Origin of the sequence: Legionella dresdenensis, from assembly GCF_042649825.1 — a bacterium.
GTDB lineage: Bacteria > Pseudomonadota > Gammaproteobacteria > Legionellales > Legionellaceae > Legionella_C > Legionella_C dresdenensis.
Window position 1 is genome coordinate 468,270 of record NZ_JBHSAB010000001.1, and the last position, 23,268, is coordinate 491,537.

Consider the following 23,268-nt stretch of genomic DNA (forward strand, 5'->3'; position numbering starts at 1 on the left):
AATTTCTTATTAGCGTTTTAAAATGTCTGAAAAAAATAGTATGGATTTACAAAAGGTTAAAGCCAACTCCGAAGCTTTTGTCATTAATGCTGGCGGTAAAGTATTAGACTGGCTACCAATTATTGAATGGAGTGAGCCGCGACCATTACAAGATATAATAGAACGAGCATTAATTATAAACGCCATGTATCAGCTACACATTGGAGCGCCGAAACAGTATATTGCTGAATGGTTAAGCAGAAACAATCTTTCACATGCGTTAAGTTCCCAAGAAGCGTCAATTTTTGACAATCCTTCCTTCAACTTAACCGATGATGAAAATTTTTATCTATATTTTTCATTAGATGCATTATGGGCAATTGCCTGGGCAACCAATTTGACTAATGATTTATCGTTCAATGAGCCTATAGGAAGCGAGTTAGCTCAATTAAGTCCTAACTTGCAACTTAATGAGAATGGCGATAAATACATTAAAATGATGCGATTAAGGTCTACTATTGAATTATATTCAATGCGTGATTTGTATTACAGGCTGCATTGGTGGTTACAAAATGAGTTTGATAATACTGCGCTGGTAGATGAGCAGCTTTATTTTTCTGTGTTAGAAAGGCGGAAAGCTCTTGAATGGATTATGGATGTGAATAGTACATGGGATAGTGTTGATATGAGTCTGTAGGAATTGAGTGTTGAGCTTTACAGTCCAACATTCCTTAATTACGCTGCGCTGCATCAAGGCTAAGTCCAGTTTGAGTTAAAGTTCTCTTATGTACAATTGTTGTTCATTTTAATTAGACCCTGGGCCTGAAAGCCTGGGTTGCTTACTCCGATGCTCTACCTCTTCGCATTCTTTGCCTTTCTCCTTAGCGCCTTCCTGTTCAATCGCTCTTTTTAGCCCTTTGGGTGCACCAAGCAAGGTTATCGACAAGTAACTGCTTAACTTATAGTCAAAATCATTTTTACCTGCTATTGCCAGATTCATTTGTTCTGTATCTTTTGCTTCTCGAATTTTACTGAAAAAATAAGCATCAGATTCATAAATATTGCGAAGCACAAATTGAGCGCTTAAAAATTGTAGAGAAGGTACTTCCTGGTACAGGCGGAAATGCATTGAATTGAACAGGCATTGACATTTCCTAATATAATCGCCCGAAACATCCCCGGTTTTTAAGCTTAATAAATGCATGCGCATGGCTTTGTATATGGGAATTGCCTGATAGTGCTTAATGAAGGACAATGCCTCTTGTTTGGCTTGCAAATCAGCAGTTTCATCCGAACTAAAAATTGTGATGACGGCTAAAATGTAATTCGCTTCAAATTCCAGTTTATTTATTAAATCTTTAACCGACTTGAGATACTGTATTTCCTGAGCAAGCGTATGAGCAGTTTTGGTCGGATTGTTAAGCTTATCACCAGCTTCTAAACATTTTTTCCGCTGCTCTTTTAAATTATGAGCGATTTGATTAACCTCATTAAACAAAGTGGTAAATACTTGATCGTGATCAGTATAATTAGCCGCTTTTAACCGCTCGGACAGTTGCACTTCAAAGCCATCAAATTTATCCAATAAGCTCTCTATTTGGTGAAAAATTGCTGATAACCCTCCATTCCATGTCAAAGGAGGAAAAGGAATTTTAATAAATTTAAAATTATTGAGTACAAATTGTTCGTTGATATTAAGTAAATGCCTAAGTTCCTCCTGTAAATTACTATTCTTATCAAGTGTGGAAAGCCTGGCAAAATCATGTTCATCTAAAATTAGTTTTTTACGGAGGATGGACGGTATATTATCTGGAAATTTGCTATTAAATGCTAAAATCGGTTTCATTGCTTCGGCAAATGTCTCCATTATTTTAGCTTGCTCTTCAGTCAGATTAAAGCCAATGGCACCTCCAAACATTGCCAATAATTCCAGAAGTTTAAACACCGCTGAATTGAGTTTACTATAATCCTCATAGGTTTTTTTATAAGTTGCCAAAACAATTCGAAAATGCCTGTTTAACATGGACTCATGCCGCTTAAATCCCAAATTACTATTAAATCCCAAACTGACTAATTTCCAGCACAACTCTTCAATTTCAGCAACAGACTCTGGTTCAAGCGCCAGTGTTGGATTTTGACTCAAAGCAGAAAAAACAAGATCTAAAAGAGAATCATAATCGCATAGAATTGAACGCCTGGTATAGGTTGTGTAGTTATCTACGAGGTAACTGGCAACAGAACATCTTAGGCGCTTGACAGCAAAAGCCAATGCACTGTGTTCTCCGGGTAATAGCTGCAACGGTTCAAGACTTAGTAAATATTCCACCATGGGAATATTCCCTCTATCTATAGCGATTTCGACTGGAGTCCATCCGTGTCTACCTTTCTCAACAATCGAAATCATTCCTGAATAAGTCTCTAGCAAAGACTTTAACAAATCAAGCTTATCATCTGCAACCAATTCATGTACTAACATGTGCCGAACCTGGTCCCAAACTATATGAAATGTTTTTTTACTAATAATGCGCTTTATTAATTCGGTTAAAGATTTATATAGGGCACGCCCTATTACTGATGCGATATAATTATTTTGTAAAAAGTTATCAATTAAATAATCAACCGCCTGTTGCTTTCTTTGAATTTCAGCCAGGGATATTGCCTCAGTTAGCGAAAATTTGTTATCGTACTGTAGATAAAACTTGATAAGCCCCTCATTTTGCCGTTCAGCTGCTTGAACAAACATATGGTTGCGTGTCTCATACGGTATGGTAGTTGCTTTATGCCTGACGGCCAGCCTTATCATTAATTCCGTGTGTGCCGGGTTGAAATTTGCATTAAAAAACAAGGGATTATGCTCGTCAAGTTTTTCTAGCGGCTGTTGTCCATACATTGAAGGCCTATAACGGGATGAGAAAATCCCACAAAATATCTCGATATATTCTCTAACTTTTGGATATTCAATAATTTTGTCCAGTACAAACAACAAAGGATCGACATTTTGCAAACGACCAGTTGCCAGCTTTCTCGGTATACAGTGTTGCCGCAATAAACTCTTCATGACATCGAAACGGGCTTTTTCAAGCGCAATCACAAACGGCGTTATACCTTCATCAATACCAGAAGTTAACGGGTTTCACTGTTACAATCTACACCGATTCAGTATTAAAATGTTAGTTACGCTTTTAATTTTTTGATTTCCTGCTGATCAGAAAAATCAAAGCGGGTCTGGCCTATTTGCTGGTAGGATTCATGGCCTTTTCCGGCGACTAAAATAATATCATCGGCTGTTGCCAGGTTGATTGCTTTTTCTATTGCCTGACGGCGGTCGATGATTTTGTAGATACCGGTTTTTTTAGCCTGAATACCCTGTTCGATATCGTGCAAAATCTGCTCGGGATCCTCTGTTCTGGGGTTGTCGCTGGTAATAATAGCGATATCGGCGTAATCGCAGGCAATTTTGCCCATGAGCGGCCGTTTGGTTTTATCTCTGTCGCCGCCGCAGCCGAAGACAACGATGATTTTATCTTTCTTTACTTTGGCAAGCGTTGCCAGAACATTCTCCAGCGCATCAGGCGTATGGGCATAATCAACGATTGCATACGGTTTCTGGCTGACTACTTCCATTCGGCCAGGCGCAGGTTTCAGTTTTTGCATTACCGCCAGAACATGTTCTGCGGAATAACCGTTGAGCATCAGACTGGTAAAAATGGCCAAGGCGTTATAGATATTAAAAAATCCGAGCGCCTGAATAACCATTTCATGTCTGCCCCAGGGCGATTCGACTTCAATGCGTGTTCCGGCTAAATTAATATCCCAGCTAACCGCTCTGACATCCGCAGGATTTTTAATACCGTAAGTCACTACTTCACAATTTTTATGTGCAGCAGCCTTCATTAAACCGGCATAAGCGTCATCATTATTAATAATGGCTTGTTGCAGTGAGCCGACTGCGAACAGTTTTGCCTTGGCCGCCGCATAAGCTTCCATAGTCTGATGAAAATCGAGGTGATCATGGGTCAGGTTAGTAAAAATCGCCTGTCTGAAAGCAATTTCATCAACTCGATGCAGCGCCAGCGCATGAGAAGACACTTCCATACATGCCTGTTCAATGCCGCTTTTCAGATAATCGTGGAATAACCCTTGCAAACAAAGCGCATCCGGGGTTGTGTTATTCAGTGGCTGAATAGCGCTGACCTGCCCCTGCCCCAGAGTGCCGATATAAGCGGAATCATGACCCAACAGCTCATGAGCCTGCGCCAGCTGATAGGCAATTGTGGTTTTGCCATTGGTACCGGTAACGCCGGTTACTGTCAGCGCACGTGATGGCTCCTGGTAAAAACGGCTGGCGATCAGCGCCAGTAAGTTAGCCAGATTGGGAACAGGAACCATGGTCACAGTAGTGGGTAACAGTACCCCGACAGGCCAGTTTTCCGGCTCATAAACTATCGCTGCAGCTCCAGCTGAAATTGCCTGATTAACAAAAAGCCGGCCATCGGTTGCAGCGCCAGGATAGGCGATAAATAAATAACCCGGCTTTACCTTACGGCTATCATTATGCAATCCAACAATGTCGCAATCAGTGATTGCATGCTTGAGCCAAGGGTGCAGCAGTTCTGTCAGTTTCATAATTATTTACCTGTTGTGTTATCGGGGGGAACATCCAGGGTTCGTAACGCGCCCGCCATGACTTTAGCAAAGAGCGGGCCGGCAACTGCGCCGCCATAGTAACCGCTTCGTGTCGGTTCATGGATAACTACTACAACCGCAAGCCTTGGATTTGATACCGGAGCAATACCGGCAAAGCTTGAAATATGTCGATTGGCCTCATAGCCTTTTTTGCCAGCAATACGGGCTGTACCGGTTTTACCCGCTACCCGATAGCCCGGAACACGCGCTTGCTTTCCAGTACCTTCGTTACCCAGCACAGCTTCCATCATCGCTAAAACCTGAGCAGCAGTTTTTTCATCCATAACCTGCTCTCTAACCACATTTGTTTCACCATGTAACAGAGTCACCGGAGTAACCTTGCCATGATTGGCAAAAATCATATAGGCTTTCGCCAGTTGCAATACAGTCACAGACATACCATAGCCAAAGCTGACCGTAGCCAATACGAATGGATTGGCATCTTTTGCTTTTACTATGCCGCCATCGCTTTCACCAGGATAACCGCTTTCAGTACGCTGGCCAAACCCGCTGCGTTGCAACAGTCCAAGCAATTGCTCCGGCGGACTTAACAAAATCATTTTGGTCACGCCAACGTTCGAAGAATGCTGCAATACGCCGGTTACGTCGAGTACGCCATAGTTATGAACATCGCGGATCGTGTGGCCATGAACAGTCATCCAGCTGGGCCTGGTATCAATAATGGTTTGCGGCGTGATCAAGCCGCTGCCCAGCGCACTGGCAATACTAAATGGCTTAATAACCGAACCCGGCTCAAAAGTATCGGTAATCGCCTTATTGCGGTAACTGTCGCGCGTATAGCGTTCACGGGCATTGGGATTAAAGGATGGCGCGTTTGCTGCAGCCAGAATCTCGCCGGTTTGAGTATCAACAACAACAACCGAGCCGGATTTGGCCGAGAATTTCTCCAGAGTATTGGTAAGTTCATTATAGGCCAGATACTGAATACGTCTATCGATGCTCAAAACCAGATCGTGGCCCGGTCGGGGCTCTTTTAATACGCCAAGTTCTTCAATAACCCGGCCAGTCCGATCTTTTAAAACCCGTTTCTTGCCTGGCACTCCCATTAACCAATCCTGATAGGCAAGCTCCAGCCCTTCGATACCGGTATCATCAATATTGGTAAACCCGATTAATTGCGCTGTGCTGTCAGCCTCCGGATAATAGCGTTTGAACTCTTGTTGAAAATTGACGCCCGGGATCTTTAACTGCTCAATTTTTCTGGCAATAGCAGGCGGTAACTGTCTTTTCAGATATAAAAATTCGCGTTTGCTGGCATGTGTCACTTGGGCTTTTAATTTTGCCTGCTGAATATTAAGCAAGCGGGCTAATTGACCAAGTTGTTCTTTTGTTGGAGAAAACTCATGAGGATTAACCCATACTGATTTCACTGGCGTACTGACTGCCAGAGGGGTACCGTTGCGGTCAGTAATCATGCCGCGGTAAGCAGGGATATCGATCACCCGCAGGCTGCGGGCATCCCCCTGCCCTTTTAAAAATTGCCGATGCAAGACGGTCAGATCGAGCATGCGCCAACACAAAATACTTAACAACACAACAAAAAAGGTCGCGATAGTAATTAATCGCGCTTTATGCCCCTTTTTATTCATTTCGATTGCAATACAAACGTTTCTTTATCAGCAGGCAAGTGCATTCGCAATTCTTTGACTGCCATTGCTTCAACACGTGCCGGAGTAGCAAGGCTTGCCTGCTCAAGTAACAATTGTCCCCATTGTAATTGCAATTGATTCATTTGTTGTTCCAATTGCTGCAATTGACTAAAGCTCGAACGTTGCTCATTGGTCGTATACACAACCACTATTGCACTGACCAAGACTGCAAGCAACAGAGTTAATAACAGGCACACTTGTCCAGATAGTCTCATAGCACTTAATTGTCCATTAAATAAATTGCTTTGATTAATCGCCCTGGCTGCGGCATTCATGCTGTCTTCTCCCCTATTCTCAGTACTGCGCTACGTGCTCTCACGTTGGTATCTATTTCTTCTTGTTCCGGTTTAATCGCTTTGCCAATCCGCCTGAAATTGACTTTTATCTCCGAAGCCCTTATCGGTACACCTGGCGGTGGCCGGTCGCCCTCCTCCTGACGTTTCATAAACTGTTTTACAATTCGGTCTTCAAGGGAATGGAAACTGATAACCGCCACTCGCCCGCCTACTGCCAGAACTGCAAAAACCTGATTTAAAAAAGACTCCAGGTCGGCCAATTCCTGATTAATAAATATCCGAATCGCCTGAAAAACACGAGTTGCCGGATGCTTGTGTTTTTCCCATTTGGGATTTGCCTGTTTCACAATTTCAGCCAGGACGTCTGTAGTTGTGACAGGCGATTTTTGCCTGGCCTCCACAATCGCCCGCGCAATTCGGCCAGCAAACCGTTCTTCACCGTATTCGCGAAAAATTTTTGCCATATCTTCCGCTTTTGCGCTGTTAATATAACCAGCGGCGTCCAGCTCCTGTTCAAGGTTCATCCGCATATCAAGCGGCCCGGACTGCATAAAGCTGAACCCTCTCGCCGGATCATCCAACTGGGGAGATGAAACGCCCAGATCCAGCAAAATTCCATCTACTTTTCCCAATACCCCAGCTTCTCTGGCAAATTCACCAATCTGGGCAAACGATCCATGAAAAATCTGAAAGCGCGGATCATCGCCAAAGCATTTTTCAGCATGCGCAATCGCCTCGGGATCTTTATCGATTGCCAATAACCTGCCATTGGGCGCCAGGCCTTCCAAAATGGCTCGGCTATGTCCGCCACGGCCAAAAGTGCCGTCTATATATATACCGTCTGGTTTAATCGCCAGACCCTCGATTGCCTGTCTGAGCAATACCGGCTGATGCGCCATTACTTTTTCCACTATCTACAAATAATTACAAAGAAAACGTCTTCATTTCATCAGGAAGAGTATCTTGTTGCGCCGCTTCTTCAGCCAGCCAGCAATCACGTCTTTCCTGCCAAATTTTTTCATCCCAGATTTCAAATTTATTTCCTTGGCCGATTAACACCGCTTCTTTTTCAAGTTTTGCGTATTCACGCAGAAGCGGCGGCAATAACAGCCGAAAATTACTATCCAGCTCTACATCAGTGGCATGTCCCATCAATAAACGTTGGATCCGCCTGGCTGCTGCATTAAAGCTTGGTAAGCGCTGTAACTTTTCCTCAATTAGCAGCCATTCAGATGCCGTATAAAGCAACAAACATGTTTCTTCAGTATCAATAGTCACCACCAGGGAGGACTTTTGATCTTCCCCTAACGCATTACGGTAGCGCGTCGGCACAGCAAACCGACCTTTCCCGTCAATTGTGATCGCATTGATTCCTCGAAACATTTTTTTACTTGTGGGTCAAGTTAAAAAACCTTTCTCCACAATTCTCCACTTTTTTTATATTTTATTCCACTTTTATACACTATAGGTACACAAATTTCCAATCGTCAACACTTTTTCAGGATTTTTTATTGGAAAAATGTTGCGATTGTTTATATTGTGGATTTAATGCTGTTAATTTGGCTTTGTAGTATTAAGTAATTGCAATTGAATTGTTGGGCTTAACAGCCCAACCTACGCTGATTTGATCTTAATTTTTCGAAGACAACCACGTGATAACGGAGTTACAACTGAAAAAAACCATCGTTACAACAAAAAACCAACTATCTGTTCATTATCGCAGCTTGCCGCACACCCTGCAAGACCAGATCCGGCATTAATATATGGTAGATATCGCTCTTTTCAAACAAAGACGCGAAACCACCGGTTGCCAGAACCAGACAGTCCTGTTCAGGAAAAGCTTCCGCTTTGATATTCGCAATTAACTCCTTGCAAGCGCCGACTGCACCAAAGAAGACGCCTGACTGGATACTTTCTGAGGTTGAACGGCCAATTGCCTGTTCTGAGCGAATGATCTCTACCGCTGACAGTTTAGCGGTATTATTCGACAACGCATCGACCGACAGGCGCACTCCCGGCAGAATGGCACCGCCAAGATAGGCTTTGCGGGCGTCAATGACACAAAAAGTTGTTGCGGTCCCATAGTCAATAACAATAATGTTTTGGGCGGGAAACGCCTGTGTCGCGGCAATTGCATTGGCGATCCGATCAGCTCCGACTTCAATAGGATTGCGGTATTTGATATTAAGCCCTGTTTTTACTCCGGCCTGGAGAAAAAAAGGTTCAACATTGAAGTATTTAACGCAAGCTGACCGTAATGAGTAATCCATTTGCGGAACAACCGAGCATATGGCGATTTCATTAATCAATTCAGGGTCGCAATTATTTTCCCGTAGTACTGTTTTTAAGAAAATACCCAATTCATCCGATGTACTGGCTTTTGAAGTATGGCGAAAACGCAGACGAATTTCATCATCAGTAAAAACACCGCCATAGATATGGGAATTACCGACGTCAATACAGAGCATCATAGATAACAAGATTATGAAATTAAGAATGGATGATAGTAATAGCTGGATTCAGGATTGGCAAGAGAAATATCGGTGAGGAGTAAGGAAAAGTCGGTCGATAAGCCGGGTTCTGTCGCGGACAATCATTCATCTGGGATATGTGTCGCCACATACCTCAAGCAACCTACCCGAATCTCGTATGGGTCATACGTTCCTGCATAAGCAGGGCAGATTCCTATTTGGTCTTGCTCCGAGTGGGGTTTTCCCTGCCACGCCTGTTGCCAGTCGCGCGGTGCGCTCTTACCGCACCATTTCACCCTTACCTGCCGCATAATACGGAAGGCGGTATATTTTCTGTGGCACTTTCCGTAGGCTCGCGCCTCCCAGGAGTTACCTGGCACTTTACCCTATGGAGCCCGGACTTTCCTCCCTTTGACTAGCAAAGAGCGATTGCCTGACCGACTTTGTTACTAATAATAGCAAACTGCCCGCGTTAATACCAGATCTATTATCCGCGAGTTCCGATAAACTCATCATCAAAATAGCGTTTCAGTTTAGTACGCAATGTTCCACGGCTTACACCCAGGACACGCGCTGCTTTTGATTGGTTATAGCGGGTCATTTCCATAACAGTACGGAATAAAGGCGCTTCTACTTCTTCAACGATAAGTTGATATAGGTTAAGGTTCGCTTCTTTACTGCCAACTGTATTCAAATAGTTTTTAACTGCACTGACCACTTGTTGTGTCAACGCCTCATTTACCTGTTCGATACCTTGCATAACTGCGCTCATGATTCTCTCCATAAGGTTCAAATAGTTTATTTTTAAAACACCATTTTTTTGAAATAGTGCACCGTGCTTCATATACTAACAAACATGACAAAGAATGTAAACATTGTTTGTTTGATATTCATTTCTTAACGGAAGCTTAAGGAAAAAATGCGCATTTATCAAGCTTTTTTTATCAAAGTATGTCTTTTGAGAAAGAAATAATATCTTTTTGTACAATATATAGTCTATTTTGGCTTTTTAACTTATGTTGTATTGCTGGAGTAAGGCAGAACCAGTATTTCAAGACTTTGTGCTGGACAATTTTTTTGTATTACATGTAGGTTGGGTCGTTTTGAGTCATTAAAGATATTTATCAGGTAAGCTAGGTAACGCCGCTAAAGTTATTTTTTGTTTATTTAAAGCACAGATTTTTAAATTTACCCCGATCTGCCCCCTCTCCCGCGACAGGAATTTGAATAGTATACTGATGGTTCTTCGCGGGAGAGGGTTGGGGAGAGGGAAGTGGGCAAATCGATACTGTGCCATAGTCTAATAATAAGTCACGCCAGGCAGCCCCTGTTCGAAGGATTCAGCAAACAGCTTCCAAAAATTAGCGATCATTTTTCCCATGCCTCCCTTTAGGCTTTGGTAATAATTTTTTTCGTGACATTCCCTCTCCCCAACCCTCTCCCGCGAAGGACCACATCATACTATTCAAATTCCTTTCGCGGGAGAGGGGGCAGATCGAGGTAAATTTAAAAATCTGTGCTTTAAATAAACAAAAAATAACTTAATGGGCGTTACTTATTTCAATCATAATTGAAAATCCGAATGTTGGGTCAAAACGGCTCAACCTGCAATGTTGTTCTTCTGCAACCGCAATTACCAATTCTCATTAAGGGTAATTTTCAAGCTTAATAAATTTTTTTCCAGGAATTCTCACTATAATAAGAATTAAATAAAAATGAAATGGCGCCATTTTATGATCTTCTATGCACATACATTCTTCTCTTTCAGAATTGGAGATCGCTATACTTTTGCAAAAATTGGTTTAAATCAGTTTACTCTTCTTGAGAATGAGCTCGGAATAAAAAAAGGAGCATTTACCCAACGAATGAAAGATATCCGGGAGCTTGTTTTAACACATAAAGATCCTGCACTGAACTTGCAAGGTGGGGGCTCCAGCCAGCGGGAGATAAACCTTAATTGCGCTGCGTTGCATCAATGCGATTGATGCATTAATAAGATTTAATATCTGCAATACCATGAATTTCTACCGGGGCTCTATCAGGAAACTCAGCCATTAATTTTAAGGAACCTCCCATAGCTGAAATATATTTATTCAATGTTGAAATTAACATATCAGAGCGTTTTTCTAACCTGGATATCCCTTCTTGTTTCATATGTAAAACTTGACCAAGATCTTGCTGGGTCTTCTCAAGAGCCAAGCGTAAATCGCGTAGAGTCATTTCTTCTGCGATTAATTGATTAGCTCGTTTCTGGATCATACTTTTTCTCTCGGTTGAGAGAGAATTCATTTTATCCTTAAGTGATCTAGCCATATTCACCTCACTTTTTTAAGTTTGATAAATGCATATCAAACCGCTGATCAGCTTTTTTAATTAAATCTTTATAAAATCTCTTTTCACTTCCCCCTGATTTATCGCCGCAAATAAGCAAAATCCCTTGACGGGAGGATCAAAGGCAAACGCGAGTCGCCATACTCCATTATCGGCATTAAATCGAAGTTCTTTCATATTAGAATGTTTAGAACCCTTTAGAGTATCTACATGAGGCCGACCTAATTCTGGCCCAAACCTTTCTAAAACTTTTAAATGAGCCAAACATTCATTTTGAACTAAATCACTTAGTTCATCGAATTCCAAATCAAAATCTTCTTGAAATATAATTTTCCAGTTCATATTATTTATTATGTCTTTAAAAACATATGATGTCAAGTGCATATTTCTCGATGCACGCCGTGTAATTGTAAGCTTCCAATCTCTGCCAGTAAGTCCTTTCCTTTAAACGCTTTTTCCAAACCCTCAGATGCCAGAGTGGCATCTGGGAGCGTCAGGAGGGCTTCATACGTGTTTGGAAAAAGCGTTAAAGGAAAGGGCTTACCCGCTCTGAACTTGCAAGGCATAGATGCCTAAAAACGGGATAGAAACCTTGATTACGCTTCGCTGCATCAAGGCTACTCTCTATTTATTCAACAAAGCCCTCCCGGTACGGGAGAGGGGGAAATTTGAATCTCTGCGGTAAGTCCTTTTATGGGGGCAATTCCTACCTAAACTGTGAAGCTTTCGCCGCAGCCGCACTGTCCTTTTTCATTCGGGTTGGTGTAGACGAATTTCTGGTTTAAGCCTTGTCTGATATAATCAACAGTCATGCCCTTGATGAAAGGATAGCTTTTTTTATCAATATAAATTTTATATTCCTGAGATAAGGGCAGGACGATATCTGTTTCTTCCGCAGCATGAACATAGTCAATAACATAGGACAGTCCTGAGCAGCCGGTTTTTTTGACTGAGAAACGTACGCCGCTGCACTGCTGTTGCTGGTTGAGGTAATTTAAAATGTGTGCTTTGGCAGACTCGCTTAAGGTTAAACCAGTCAATTTGCTTGCTTCGTGTTGCACTACCTCAGTCATTACTCTTCTCCAATCTGCTATTCATTAAATTGACAATATCTTTATAACTTTTCTCAACCTTCAGGGCGATTGCATATAACTGGGCTGGTATTTCCAGTTTTTCCACCAAAAGCCTGTAATCCAGGCTCGGATGCCCGGTCAGGCTGGTCTGCTCGCAATGTCTGCAGACCCATTCCAGAGCGGCAATCAGATAAGGGTTGCCATAGGCTTTAAAACAGGTTCGGACAATCTGGCCAGCCTCGTTACTTTGCCAATAAAGATCAAAAAATTCGCCATGCTCGGGGTCGCCGGCTCTTACAGTAACCGTAAACGGCAGAGAAAGATCCAGCACACCTATGTGCTTTGGCTGAAAAAAACAGCTTTCGACTATTTTATTATAATTCATAAAGGTGAAATTTCACGCAAACGTGTAACCTGCTCAGTAATAATTTTAATCGCCTGCTCAACCTGCTCACGGGTAGTAAAACGGCCCAGCGATAACCGAATGGAGCTATAAGCCAATTCAGCGCTTAATCCCAGTGATTGTAACACATACGACGGCTGATGGCTTGCTGAAGTACAGGCTGACGCATTTGAAACCGCTAATTCGCGCAAGGCATATAGCAAGGATGTTCCTTCTATACCAGTAAAACTGATATTCAGGTTGCCGGCCACCCGCTGCTCCGGATGGCCATTTAACCGGATACCGGGCAAATGCCGGATGCCCTGCCATAATTGTTGCCTTAACGCCAGAATTCTTGCCTGGTCAGTCTCTCTGCACTGCTCAGCTATAGCAAAAGCTTCGCCCATTCCTGCAATCTGATGAGTGGGCAAAGTGCCTGAGCGCAGACCGTTTTCATGCCCGCCGCCAAAAGATTGCGGCTGTATTCTGACGCGCGGCCGTGAACGGACATACAACGCCCCTATGCCTTTGGGACCATAATTTTTATGGGCGGAAAACGCCATAAGATCCACCGGCAACTCACGCAGGTTTATCGCAATTTTGCCGGCGCTTTGCGCCGCGTCGCAATGAAAGATAATACCCTTGTTCCGCAAAGTGTTGCCAATGTTCACAATATCCTGCACTACGCCAATCTCGTTATTGACGTGCATAATAGAAACCAGAATCGTTTCGCTGGTAATCGCTTCTGCCAGATTATTTAACTCCAGAAGCCCATCTGGTTCAGGCTTAAGGTAAGTCACCTTGAATCCTTCTTTTTCCAACTGATGAAAGGAATCAAGAACAGCCTTATGCTCAGTGGTCATGGTAATGACGTGCCGGCCTTTGCGCTGGTAAAAACGGGCTGCACCAAGAATGGCCAGATTATTAGCTTCAGTAGCGCCGGAAGTAAATACTATTTCGTGCGGTTCGGCATGGACGGCAGAGGCGACTTGCATTCTGGCCTCTTCAACCGCACAGGCAGCTATTTTGCCGTAAATATGAGTCGTTGACGCCGGATTGCCAAAATGGCTGTCGCAATCAAGATAATCGAGCATTTTAGCCCGTACCCGCGGATCTAGCGGGGTAGTTGCCATGTAATCAAAATAAATCGGCAAATCACTCATGATCCTGGCTCCGATTGCTTCGGGCGGCCCATTTCAGGGCATTTTGCATGTGGCTTAAAATGCCTCTCAGAATATTAACTTCCATCTGTTCCAGCCGCGCCCGGTTAAACAGGCGGCGCAAACGCTGTTGCAGCCGTTTGCCATTTTCAGGTTTTAAAAAATTAATTTCTTTTAATACTTCAGCAAGGTGTTGGTAGAAGCGCTCGATTTCCTCAATATCCGCCTGCGGTTCCTGCCGGCAGGCAACCTGCCCGGCAGGAGACAGCAATTTCATACGTAATTCATAAACGATGATCTGTACCGCCTGCGCCAGGTTTAATGAACTGTATTCAGGATTTGAAGGAATATTGACGTGATAATTACAACGCAGGAGCTCTTCATTGGTCAGACCAGCATGTTCCCTGCCAAACACAATTGCAATTTCACTGCTATCGGAATTGCGGGCAACCATGTCTGCCAATTCAGTTGTCGTTAATCCTTCTAACGCCAAATCACGCGGACGGGCGCTGGTTGCAATAGCCAAATGACAACCTTGCAAAGCGTTATCCAAAGAATCGACTACCACACAATTGGCTAAAATATCATCAGCGCCGGCAGCCATTTCATTCGCCCTCAGATCAGGAAATATTTTGGGCGTAACCAGATACAGCCTGGAAAAACCCATAGTTTTCATCGCGCGCGCTGTGGCGCCTATATTTCCAGGATGAGTAGTAGCAACTAAAACAATACGGACAGAATTAAAGTTCATGAGTCAGGTTAATTTAAAATATCTGGATCTAATATACCATCTGTGCAAAAAAAATGTGATAGAATTGCTGCCTTTGTCGATCTAAAGAGCAATTTTTTATGCAACCATTACTAAATATAGCCGTTACTGCTGCCCGGCAGGCAGGCGATATCATTAATCGCCATATCGAAATGCTGGATAGAATCAAAGTCACTGCCAAAAGCAGTGACGAATCATTCAGTGAAGTCGATATCAAGGCTGAACAGGCAATTATCAGCACTATTCTTAAAGCCTACCCTGAGCACGGCATTATTGCAGAGGAAAGCGGTACGCATAACCCGGATGCTGAATCGGTATGGATCATCGATCCTATCGATGGTACAACCAATTTTCTACATGGCTTTCCTTATTATTGCGTCTCGATTGCTCATCGAATAAAAGGCCGTATTGAGCATGCTGTGGTTTATGATCCCATTAGACATGAATGTTTTTCTGCCAGCCGCGGCCGGGGGGCTCAGTTAAATGATCGCCGAATCAGAGTATCAAAGCAGACACAATTGAGCTCATCTTTGCTGGGTTCCGGCCTTCGCCTGCATAATGAAAATCTGGCGCAGCGTTATCTGCCGAGCTTTGAAGCCATGGTCGGCAAATGCGCGGGGCTAAGACGAACAGGCTCTGCAGCGCTTGATTTAGCCTATGTCGCCTGCGGCAGGCTGGATGGTTTCTGGGATTTTGGTTTAAGAGTCTGGGATATAGCGGCAGCGACTTTAATTCTTAAGGAAGCCGGCGGCCTGATTAGCGATATGCAAGGCGGAGAAGATTATCTCAAACAAGGTGATGTCGTTGCCGGTACACCAAAAGTATTTAAAGCGTTGTTACAGACATTGGCGCCGGTTGTCAGGCGGTAATTGTTTTTATTGCGTCAAATATTGAATCAGGATAATGTTGTGTCAGATGACTTATAGTCGTCAAATAAATGGATTTTGAACAAAAGTAACTATATGCTTATTTTCCCTTCTCATCGAGAGGGACTTTGTTAAATAAATAGTACTGTCATTCCCGCGAAGGCGGGAATCCATGTCTCAAGTTAGCGCCTAACTTTGTTTGATGGATGGATCCCCCGCCTTCGCGGGGATGACAAATGGTTGGTTTGATTATTTTACATACAATCAAACTTTCCCAAATGACTTATTCAACAAAGCCATCGAGAGGGGAAAGGGATGTTATTTTTATAAGGAGTGAGAATGACCAGGATTCATATGAACAATCTTGGCGAGCTTGTGGGGCAACAGCTGGATGAGCGGGATTTTGCTCAGCTGTCACCCGATGATATGTCTTTGCAGGCAGATGACATCATTTCAGTGTTAAGCACTCATATGAATGAATTGTTTGAACAGCAGGCAAACACTACAGAGAACGCCGTATACTGGGAAAATCTTAAGCCCGGACTGAAACAATCACTGATAAACACTCTTAAAGCTTTACAACGTAAAGCTCAAACCGAGCTAATTCGCCCTGACAGCAATGACATTAAAACCATTTTTTTTCAGCACGCTCAAACCACGCCCGCTCAAACGCCGCGCCATCATGCCCGGATACAAAACCAGGCGAGCAATCGGGCAGCCGCACTTTATGGCATGGCCATGCTGGCTGGGTGTTTTGTAGTATTGAGCGGAGCCGTGGTTGGTTCATTTCTTGTCTGTATGATTGGATTTACAGTGGTGATGGCAGCGCTTGTGGCTTGCCTGATTCATTATAAGGGTTGGCAGAATGTTCCTCAAGCGGAACCAGCTTTGCAGTCTTTGTGATGTTGGAGAGGAGTGTTGGGCTTTACAGCCCATAGCCGTCAAGCTAAGCCAGGTACATAGGAAATTAGAATAGTAAATGTACAAAATTCCTTAACTGCCTGCTATGGGTTTTACAGCACATATTCGTTCGGCCTGAGGAAAATGCGGAGCATTTGTCTCGAAGGCGTGGCACTGTACCACAGGCTTCGAGACAGCGCTAAAGCGCTTCCTCAGCCCGAACGATATTGTGAAATGTATAAATTTAATTCCTTAGCTTGACGGCTATGGGCTGTAAAGCCCAACACTCTTTTTTGGCCCTTGGATTTACTGATATTGCCGCCATGACTGTCTGCCGAATATTTGTTGTCCCGGGTTTTCACCAACTTTCTGGATGCCGCCGCTGGTTCCTGGTAAATACTTATACTCTTTAGTGCCGGCATTTAATACCGACGGAGTAGTGATAAGCCCTACTTCCGATTTAAGACCGCTTGCAGGCACAAGGTTACTGGTACCGCCAGAACTGTATGTTACTGAATCCGATTCATTAAACGCGCCATCCCGATTCATATCAAAAACATTATAATTCAAACGGCTGCCATTAAGTGCATTAAGTTCCATCAACCAACTCTCACCGCCATAGTCACAGGGATCGCTGGTTGGAATAATCGTTGAGAAAATCAGTTTGCCGCTGATATACAGCAAGCTGGAAACCACGCGCTCCCCTCTTGCCTGACCATTAACGATAAGGTCAAGATACCAGCCGCGATCATTATTGGCCAGCAAATTATCACTGACCACTCTGGCATTATTATCTTCTGACAGAATAAACTGCTGACGTAATTGCGCCCTGCCAGAGATTGCCGTGGTATTGTCATCCCGCAAAGCATAAACGCTCTGGACGCTTACATCGGTTTTATCGCTGGTTTCGATGTATTTACCCGTCGCAATATAAATCTGCAAACCAAAACTGCTATAATTCAGGCGGGAAACCGTTGGTCTGGCGGTAATAGGTTGCCGCTTGCCATTGCTGTCCACAGCCACAAAAAACGGACTCGGTTTGCCTGATTTTTTATAACTGAAATCCCAGCTGTTCGGGTTTTCCGACGTTATATCAATTTTCCACAAATTACCAAACAAATCACCGACATAAATATAATCAGCGATAAAATTACCATCCAGATCCACTACAATAGGGCTACTCATGCCATTGGGCCGGCCCTGGTTCAGAGGATCCTGGCTCATGCCAACGCCAGTGTCGAGTTTTTTAATCAGAGCGCCGGTTGTGATGTTGACGATATAAAGTACCGCGTTACCGGTTGTACTTACTCTGCCATCAGACACAGTATTATTATAACCATTACCGAAAATAGCGGCCCATTCGCCATTCGCTAACCGGACAATAGCAGCCTGGCTGTAACTATAACCCATATCAATATCGTCATTGTCATTGAATTCCCATTTAACGATATTACCAGCGTTTGCCTCGGTAAACTGAGCAGGATCAGTCACATCTAGCGCGTACACGCCCTGCCCGCCGGCATTGAGTGTTCCAACCAGCATTGTGCGCCAATTACCCGACGCAAACACATCAATCACTGTCGGCGAACCATCGGTATAATAACGGTGGGTATAGGCCGCATTAGTTAACTGATTTAAGTTGCTGTACACTTCCGAAGGGACATATGCAAACAGTTCATTTCCTTCCATTGCATCAAATGCATGCAGTAAACCGTCATTACTGCCGACATAAATAACCGGTTTGCGGTTTAGATTATTTTGCCTGAAACTGCTGTATGAAACAGCATTTTCAGCAGCGGAGCCTGACCAGATTGCCGGGTAAAATAATGACGGCGCACCAATTACGATAGGTGTTGAATTAATAATGTCGCCGAGCAACGTGCTTCGATTACGGAAACTGCCGCCATTGCTGCTTTCCTGTGATTTATCGCCCCGTAAATAATTTAACCGTATACCGCCTAATCCATCCGCAACTCCTGTTACCGGATTAAGATTGAGGGCATTTATCTGTACCGTATCCAGATCGCTGGTTCCTGGCATTGCCGCATTAGAGGGCCAGCGGAATTTTATTCCTTTTCTGGTAGAGGGTTTGTAGGTCAATATATTTCGGCCGCTATTATAATTTTGAGCATTTAATTTTACGGCGGCATCCCATAAGGAGCCCATCGGCCCGCCGCCGTTAGTCAAAATATTTCCAGTTGCCGGATCAATCGCATAGGACAAAAGCTGGCCGCTCCAGTCCTTGGTTTTAAATATCGCCTGATAAATACGGGTATTGCTGGTCAGAAAACCGCTACTAAGCGCCGCTGCTGAAAATGAACCGGAACGGTCAAGAATTTGCTCAAATGCTTTGGCCAGGCTAAGTCTAAGGTTATTAGCATTCGTGACCATAAAATAATTATCCGGATCGCCGCTCTCCGAACTGCTATACTCACTGACCACATCAGGAACATTATTGCCGTTGGTATCATTAAAACCACCCCATTTGGCCGCATACCACAATGGGGAATTGAATGTTATGGCTGACGGCGTACCGCTTGGGGTAAATACTCTGGTTGCTATTGTCGGTAAACGGCCTCGCGGCGTATTCAGAAAATAATCAATATCGGAGCTCAAAGGCGTATCCAAATCCCTGACTTCCAGATACACGCCATCAGCAGTGGTTCCTGAAATAATATATCCCATATGCTGAATAATTGAGCCGGCAGCGTAAATGCTCTCGGAGGTAATAGTCAGGGTATTATTAGCATTTACCGTGATCGTATATTTGACAATTGCATCCATATCAAAATCCGCGCCCTGCTGTAAATCGGCAAAATTAACCCGAAACACCCCGCCAGTATCTGTTAATGATTCAATATAAAAATCAACAATTTCATTGGTTGGCTGATATTGCCCCTGCGCACTGTTAATACTCAAGCCGGATACAGACTTTCCAAATGGAATAATAGTGATCGTGTTATTGCCGACCTTGAATTTGATCTGCGGCTTGGGCGAGGATAGCGCAACAAAATAGGATTTTGCATTTTGCTCCCCTTTAGCGCTGTTTAAATCATTGGTATACGCATAATAGGAAACACTGGCCGGATAATAACTGCCCTGTGAATTGGTTTCCTGAGGGGCAAGGCCGCGGATATTGCCAAAACCGGTCACTATTTTTGGCGTTGGCGCGCCATCATTATTACCTTGCGACTGGCCAATAAAAGCAAGTACGCTTGAAAAACCTTCATAATTAAAAATAGTCTGCGCCAACCCATTTGCATCAAGCGGCGGATTTAAATCGCCGGAAAACGAATCAAAATAACTGCCCGGTACCTGATCGCTATCATAGGTAGGCTCGACATCGCTTAACACCAGAATATTGGATTTGGCGCAATAAGGATTGGTCGAATAAGGATTTTGCCAGGCTGGTTTGGGCAAACCAAGCGTCACATCAGGACCAGTCGAATAGTTAAAGGCGGCCGTTGCCGCGCCTTTGCCGGCCAGATAACGCACCGCTTCATACATGATTTCGGCCAGCGGATTGCCCCACATTTCACACTCGCCGTTAACGATATTGCGAGTCGAAATATAACCGCAGGAATAATTATAATCGGTACCAAAACTGGTTACGGTAAGCTTATTAATCGCAGAGATGATGCCATTGACGGTGGTAAATTGTCCGGTATTGAGGTTGATTTCATTAGTGATGCTGCTAATATTTTTACGCAACACGCCGCCGCTTAAGTTATTTTTATAACTGCCGGTCATTAACCCAAACATCATGGAATTATTTTCGCCAAACTCCTGCAGCAGACCAATAGGCTTATATTGACCATTAGGATACAAACGGCAATTGTCCTCAAGGCCAACGGCGGAATCACAGACTTTAACCCGCACAACATAATCGGTAATGCCGGAAATAAGCGGTCCGCTACCGCCATTCAGCGCCCTTGAGCCGGCAACGGGAACCTCGATACTCACCCACTCCCAAATACGGTAGGGTTGATTTAATGCCACTCGAAGCAGGGGATTGGTTGTACCATTGCGCAGAGTGGTATTGGCAAATAAATGATACTTACCCGCTGAGGGCGTAGTAAGCGGTGTATAATCACCAATGTTATAACCATTAACTGCAAGGCTCTGAAATTCCTTACCCCAGCTATGGCCGTCCTGAGGAATATACGCCCGCTCCAATATGGTGGCTGACGTACTGTCAGTCTGGCGATAACCGCCATACAATACTTTGCGGATCGCATCAAGCCGGGACGTGGTCAGATAATTTAAAAAATTTCCGCTCCATGAGCCTGGGCATTTTCCATCTGCCGTTACTGAGGTTGGATAAAAATATTGCCCGGAGCTATTGTAGGCATAACATTTTTTGTTATCAAAATAACCATAATAAAAAATCGACGGTTTAAAATAGATATCAATCTGGCCATCGCCATCAATATCAGAAGTATCATTATAAGCTTCAAAATACAGTTTATGATCCCGGCTCATGACAAGCATATTCAACGGCGGCACGCGATCGGTGATAAACAGCGGCGACTGCGAAATATCCAGCGGCGCTGCCGATACTTGCGGAGCGACAACTAACAATAACAGGAAAATCTGCAACCAGGAGCGATACATCAGAACCTCCTTGCGGTTGTGGTTTGTAAAATTGTTACCGCGTCATCCGTTGCCCCGGTACCGCGTGCAGTGACCTGATAATAATAAACACCAGTACTTTTGGATGAGGAACTTCCCACCACTGGCGAATCAGGAACAAACTGCAAAAACTCGATAATATAGCGAGGCGGTGCGGCAATATTTTTCAATGCACCATTAAAAGCAGCGGAATTAGCCTGCCACCAGGAGGCTGACTGGCCCGCATAATCAAAATTTATAAACAAATTCTGTACACAGGGAAACTCTGGGCACTGTTCATAAAGCGTCGGTTCCTGCTGTAAGGATACGATCCAGTCTTCACCGGCCGATAACGCCGACTCTGCTGCCCTGAAAGACAATTCCTTATCTTGCAGATTGGCAGTCATTTTTTCCTGCATATGAGTCACCTGAATTGCTGTTACCCCAATCAGAGTAATAACAAACAGCAACAATAAGGTTGTCGCCAGCGTTGCTCCCTGCATTGTCTTCATGTTGAAAGCCCTCGATTCCGCAACGTAACAAATACTTCCCATTGCCGCCTTAATTTTCTGTCTGTCGGTGTCACAGTTGACCCGTTATAAACATAAGGCTGAATTTTATTGTTGACATTTTCGACCGTGGCAAGCAATAAATTAATACGGATGCTGATAACGTTGTTCCAATTATTAGCCGCGTTAATCTGGGTAGCAGTCTGGTAGCTGTCTACAACATTGTCGGTATTGGTATCAACGCCATAAGTAATACGCATACGTTCTACGCCTTCGGCCAACTCTATTTCATTACCGTTTATATCCTGCCTCATCAAGGCATAAACGGGTTGTCCCTGTGCATTAACCCGTCCGGTATTTTTAATATAATAGGCATAATAAAGCAGTTGCATAATCTGTGCGGTATGCAAGTAAGGTATGCTTAAGTCATTGGCATTATTATTAGTTACAGTGTGAGTAATCGCGGTTGCATTGGAATTTGCGCCAGCGATAAATATATCACCGATAACACAGTTGGTGATCATAATTGGCATACCGGCCTGAATATCCAGGCGATCGTAGACCAAAATTGGATTATTGGTTCTGTTCATATCCTCACGAAGCTGTACTCCTCTATTGGAAGCCATACGGATTTCAACCACATCATTTCCGGTAACCGCCTTGCCGGTAATATTAGCAGGTAAAGCCGGACTGAAAGTACTGCTTAAGCCATCAAAACCAAGCAATGGCGTGTCATAATTTAACACTATAGAGGGATTTGTGACCAAATTTGTCACTTTTACCTGACGCTGATTTGCACAGCCCTGAAAGCCGGCCATTCGGAGATCTTTGGCGAGAATATAGGCCGCATATCGGCCATTTTCCTGCAAACGGGCCAAGCCATCCTGAATTCGGTAAGTCGTTTTGTTACTTAAATAAACCGCACCGGCTATTGCGATCAGAAGCGCACCCAGACTGGTTGCGATTAAAAACTCTACGATTGAAAAGCCTGCAGCTGATTTAAACCTCATATGACCACCTCCATAGCCAGACAAGTTAAATCAACATCCGCATCCCCGCTACATCCGAGGCCAGCCGCGCCGGTTCGCGCATTATCCCAGCGTATGGTAATCACAAACTGATTGCCATTCCGGGTTATTGTTCCCTGCCCTGAAGGCAATAACAGTCTATTGGCGGTATTCCATTCATTAGTATCACGCAAGGCAATTTCGGAAGCGGAACAGGTAGTGCAGCTGGGCATGGCCGGGATACCAGTCACTGAATTATAAAAGCCGGCCGTGACTCCGGTTGGATTGGCAACCAGGCGATCAATCATGTTACTGATTTGTGCAACGGCAATAGAACGCAGCTGGGCCGATTGGTTGTATCGAATTGCATTTGCCTGTAATGCGGCAATACCAAGCAAGCCGATAGCGAGCACTACGGTGCTTATCAGGACTTCCAGTAGGCTAAATCCATTCTGTCTGCGAAGTTGTCGCTGCATTGCTGTACTCGAAAAAAGGGTAAATTACTTTCAAGCAAGATTTGTTCCTCTTATAATTATAGCATGTAGGTTGGGTCGTTTG

The 23,268-nt window shown here is 43.9% G+C and carries 22 protein-coding genes and 1 other RNA gene; 4 read left to right on the forward strand and 19 right to left on the reverse strand.

Going from position 1 to position 23,268, the window contains the following annotated elements; genetic code table 11:
* Positions 1 to 22: 22 nt before the first annotated feature.
* Positions 23 to 676, forward strand: a complete 654-nt coding sequence (locus tag ACFORL_RS02010; RefSeq protein ID WP_382340586.1) for a DUF4272 domain-containing protein — start codon at positions 23 to 25, stop codon at positions 674 to 676.
* Positions 677 to 784: 108 nt separating this feature from the next.
* Here ACFORL_RS02010 and ACFORL_RS02015 read toward each other — a convergent pair whose 3' ends face one another.
* The 9 genes from ACFORL_RS02015 to ACFORL_RS02055 all read right to left on the reverse strand — a co-directional run bounded on the left by ACFORL_RS02015 (position 785) and on the right by ACFORL_RS02055 (position 9,874).
* A complete protein-coding gene (locus ACFORL_RS02015; protein ID WP_382340588.1) occupies positions 785 to 3,070 on the reverse strand; it encodes a hypothetical protein in 2,286 nt (761 codons plus the stop codon).
* Between the two features lie 83 nt (positions 3,071 to 3,153).
* Positions 3,154 to 4,605 carry a UDP-N-acetylmuramoyl-L-alanyl-D-glutamate--2,6-diaminopimelate ligase gene (locus ACFORL_RS02020; RefSeq protein WP_382340590.1) on the reverse strand — a complete coding sequence of 484 codons (1,452 nt, stop codon included), beginning with the start codon at positions 4,603 to 4,605 and terminating at the stop codon, positions 3,154 to 3,156.
* 2 nt (positions 4,606 to 4,607) lie between these two features.
* Complete coding sequence (locus ACFORL_RS02025; protein ID WP_382340592.1) at positions 4,608 to 6,275, reverse strand: peptidoglycan D,D-transpeptidase FtsI family protein; 1,668 nt, start codon at positions 6,273 to 6,275, stop codon at positions 4,608 to 4,610.
* A complete protein-coding gene (gene ftsL, locus ACFORL_RS02030) occupies positions 6,272 to 6,610 on the reverse strand; it encodes a cell division protein FtsL (RefSeq protein WP_382340594.1) in 339 nt (112 codons plus the stop codon). The genes ACFORL_RS02025 and ftsL overlap by 4 nt, the downstream gene beginning before the upstream one ends.
* Complete coding sequence (gene rsmH, locus ACFORL_RS02035; RefSeq protein WP_382340596.1) at positions 6,607 to 7,530, reverse strand: 16S rRNA (cytosine(1402)-N(4))-methyltransferase RsmH; 924 nt, start codon at positions 7,528 to 7,530, stop codon at positions 6,607 to 6,609. The genes ftsL and rsmH overlap by 4 nt, the downstream gene beginning before the upstream one ends.
* Before the next feature lie 25 nt (positions 7,531 to 7,555).
* Positions 7,556 to 8,014, reverse strand: coding sequence for a division/cell wall cluster transcriptional repressor MraZ (gene mraZ / locus ACFORL_RS02040; protein ID WP_382340599.1), 459 nt, complete (start codon positions 8,012 to 8,014; stop codon positions 7,556 to 7,558).
* A gap of 320 nt (positions 8,015 to 8,334) precedes the next feature.
* On the reverse strand, positions 8,335 to 9,102 hold the full coding sequence (locus ACFORL_RS02045) for a type III pantothenate kinase (protein ID WP_382340601.1): 768 nt from the start codon (positions 9,100 to 9,102) through the stop codon (positions 8,335 to 8,337).
* Between the two features lie 82 nt (positions 9,103 to 9,184).
* Positions 9,185 to 9,547, reverse strand: an RNA gene (gene rnpB / locus ACFORL_RS02050) — RNase P RNA component class A.
* A 42-nt stretch (positions 9,548 to 9,589) separates the two neighbouring features.
* A complete protein-coding gene (locus tag ACFORL_RS02055; protein WP_382340604.1) occupies positions 9,590 to 9,874 on the reverse strand; it encodes a helix-turn-helix domain-containing protein in 285 nt (94 codons plus the stop codon).
* A 961-nt stretch (positions 9,875 to 10,835) separates the two neighbouring features.
* Between ACFORL_RS02055 and ACFORL_RS02060 the strand changes: the two genes are divergently transcribed.
* On the forward strand, positions 10,836 to 11,087 hold the full coding sequence (locus tag ACFORL_RS02060; protein ID WP_382340606.1) for a hypothetical protein: 252 nt from the start codon (positions 10,836 to 10,838) through the stop codon (positions 11,085 to 11,087).
* A gap of 4 nt (positions 11,088 to 11,091) precedes the next feature.
* Here the strand turns inward: ACFORL_RS02060 and ACFORL_RS02065 are convergent, their stop codons facing one another.
* The 6 genes from ACFORL_RS02065 to ACFORL_RS02090 form a co-directional block, all read right to left on the reverse strand.
* A complete protein-coding gene (locus tag ACFORL_RS02065; protein ID WP_382340607.1) occupies positions 11,092 to 11,415 on the reverse strand; it encodes a helix-turn-helix domain-containing protein in 324 nt (107 codons plus the stop codon).
* 60 nt (positions 11,416 to 11,475) lie between these two features.
* Positions 11,476 to 11,775, reverse strand: a complete 300-nt coding sequence (locus tag ACFORL_RS02070) for a type II toxin-antitoxin system RelE/ParE family toxin (RefSeq protein WP_382340608.1) — start codon at positions 11,773 to 11,775, stop codon at positions 11,476 to 11,478.
* A gap of 368 nt (positions 11,776 to 12,143) precedes the next feature.
* Complete coding sequence (locus ACFORL_RS02075; protein WP_382340609.1) at positions 12,144 to 12,506, reverse strand: HesB/IscA family protein; 363 nt, start codon at positions 12,504 to 12,506, stop codon at positions 12,144 to 12,146.
* Positions 12,499 to 12,891 carry an iron-sulfur cluster assembly scaffold protein gene (locus tag ACFORL_RS02080; protein WP_382340611.1) on the reverse strand — a complete coding sequence of 131 codons (393 nt, stop codon included), beginning with the start codon at positions 12,889 to 12,891 and terminating at the stop codon, positions 12,499 to 12,501. Before ACFORL_RS02080 ends, ACFORL_RS02075 begins: the two co-directional genes overlap by 8 nt.
* On the reverse strand, positions 12,888 to 14,051 hold the full coding sequence (locus ACFORL_RS02085) for an IscS subfamily cysteine desulfurase (protein WP_382340613.1): 1,164 nt from the start codon (positions 14,049 to 14,051) through the stop codon (positions 12,888 to 12,890). The genes ACFORL_RS02080 and ACFORL_RS02085 overlap by 4 nt, the downstream gene beginning before the upstream one ends.
* Positions 14,044 to 14,799: an RNA methyltransferase gene (locus ACFORL_RS02090; RefSeq protein ID WP_382340614.1), complete on the reverse strand. Its 756-nt coding sequence runs from the start codon at positions 14,797 to 14,799 to the stop codon at positions 14,044 to 14,046. The genes ACFORL_RS02085 and ACFORL_RS02090 overlap by 8 nt, the downstream gene beginning before the upstream one ends.
* Before the next feature lie 98 nt (positions 14,800 to 14,897).
* On the opposite strand from ACFORL_RS02090, the gene ACFORL_RS02095 reads away from it, so the two are divergent.
* Positions 14,898 to 15,686, forward strand: coding sequence for an inositol monophosphatase family protein (locus ACFORL_RS02095; protein ID WP_382340616.1), 789 nt, complete (start codon positions 14,898 to 14,900; stop codon positions 15,684 to 15,686).
* A 336-nt stretch (positions 15,687 to 16,022) separates the two neighbouring features.
* A complete protein-coding gene (locus ACFORL_RS02100; RefSeq protein ID WP_382340618.1) occupies positions 16,023 to 16,586 on the forward strand; it encodes a hypothetical protein in 564 nt (187 codons plus the stop codon).
* Between the two features lie 303 nt (positions 16,587 to 16,889).
* Here the strand turns inward: ACFORL_RS02100 and ACFORL_RS02105 are convergent, their stop codons facing one another.
* From ACFORL_RS02105 to pilV, 4 genes are read right to left on the reverse strand one after another with little or no spacing between them, the layout of a single operon-like run.
* Complete coding sequence (locus ACFORL_RS02105) at positions 16,890 to 21,197, reverse strand: pilus assembly protein (RefSeq protein WP_382340620.1); 4,308 nt, start codon at positions 21,195 to 21,197, stop codon at positions 16,890 to 16,892.
* Positions 21,197 to 21,706, reverse strand: a complete 510-nt coding sequence (locus ACFORL_RS02110) for a pilus assembly PilX family protein (protein WP_382340621.1) — start codon at positions 21,704 to 21,706, stop codon at positions 21,197 to 21,199. The genes ACFORL_RS02105 and ACFORL_RS02110 overlap by 1 nt, the downstream gene beginning before the upstream one ends.
* Positions 21,703 to 22,713 (reverse strand): PilW family protein, encoded by a 1,011-nt coding sequence (locus ACFORL_RS02115; protein WP_382340623.1) that lies wholly within the window; start codon positions 22,711 to 22,713, stop codon positions 21,703 to 21,705. Before ACFORL_RS02115 ends, ACFORL_RS02110 begins: the two co-directional genes overlap by 4 nt.
* Positions 22,710 to 23,186, reverse strand: coding sequence for a type IV pilus modification protein PilV (gene pilV / locus ACFORL_RS02120; RefSeq protein WP_382340625.1), 477 nt, complete (start codon positions 23,184 to 23,186; stop codon positions 22,710 to 22,712). The genes ACFORL_RS02115 and pilV overlap by 4 nt, the downstream gene beginning before the upstream one ends.
* Positions 23,187 to 23,268: the final 82 nt, after the last annotated feature.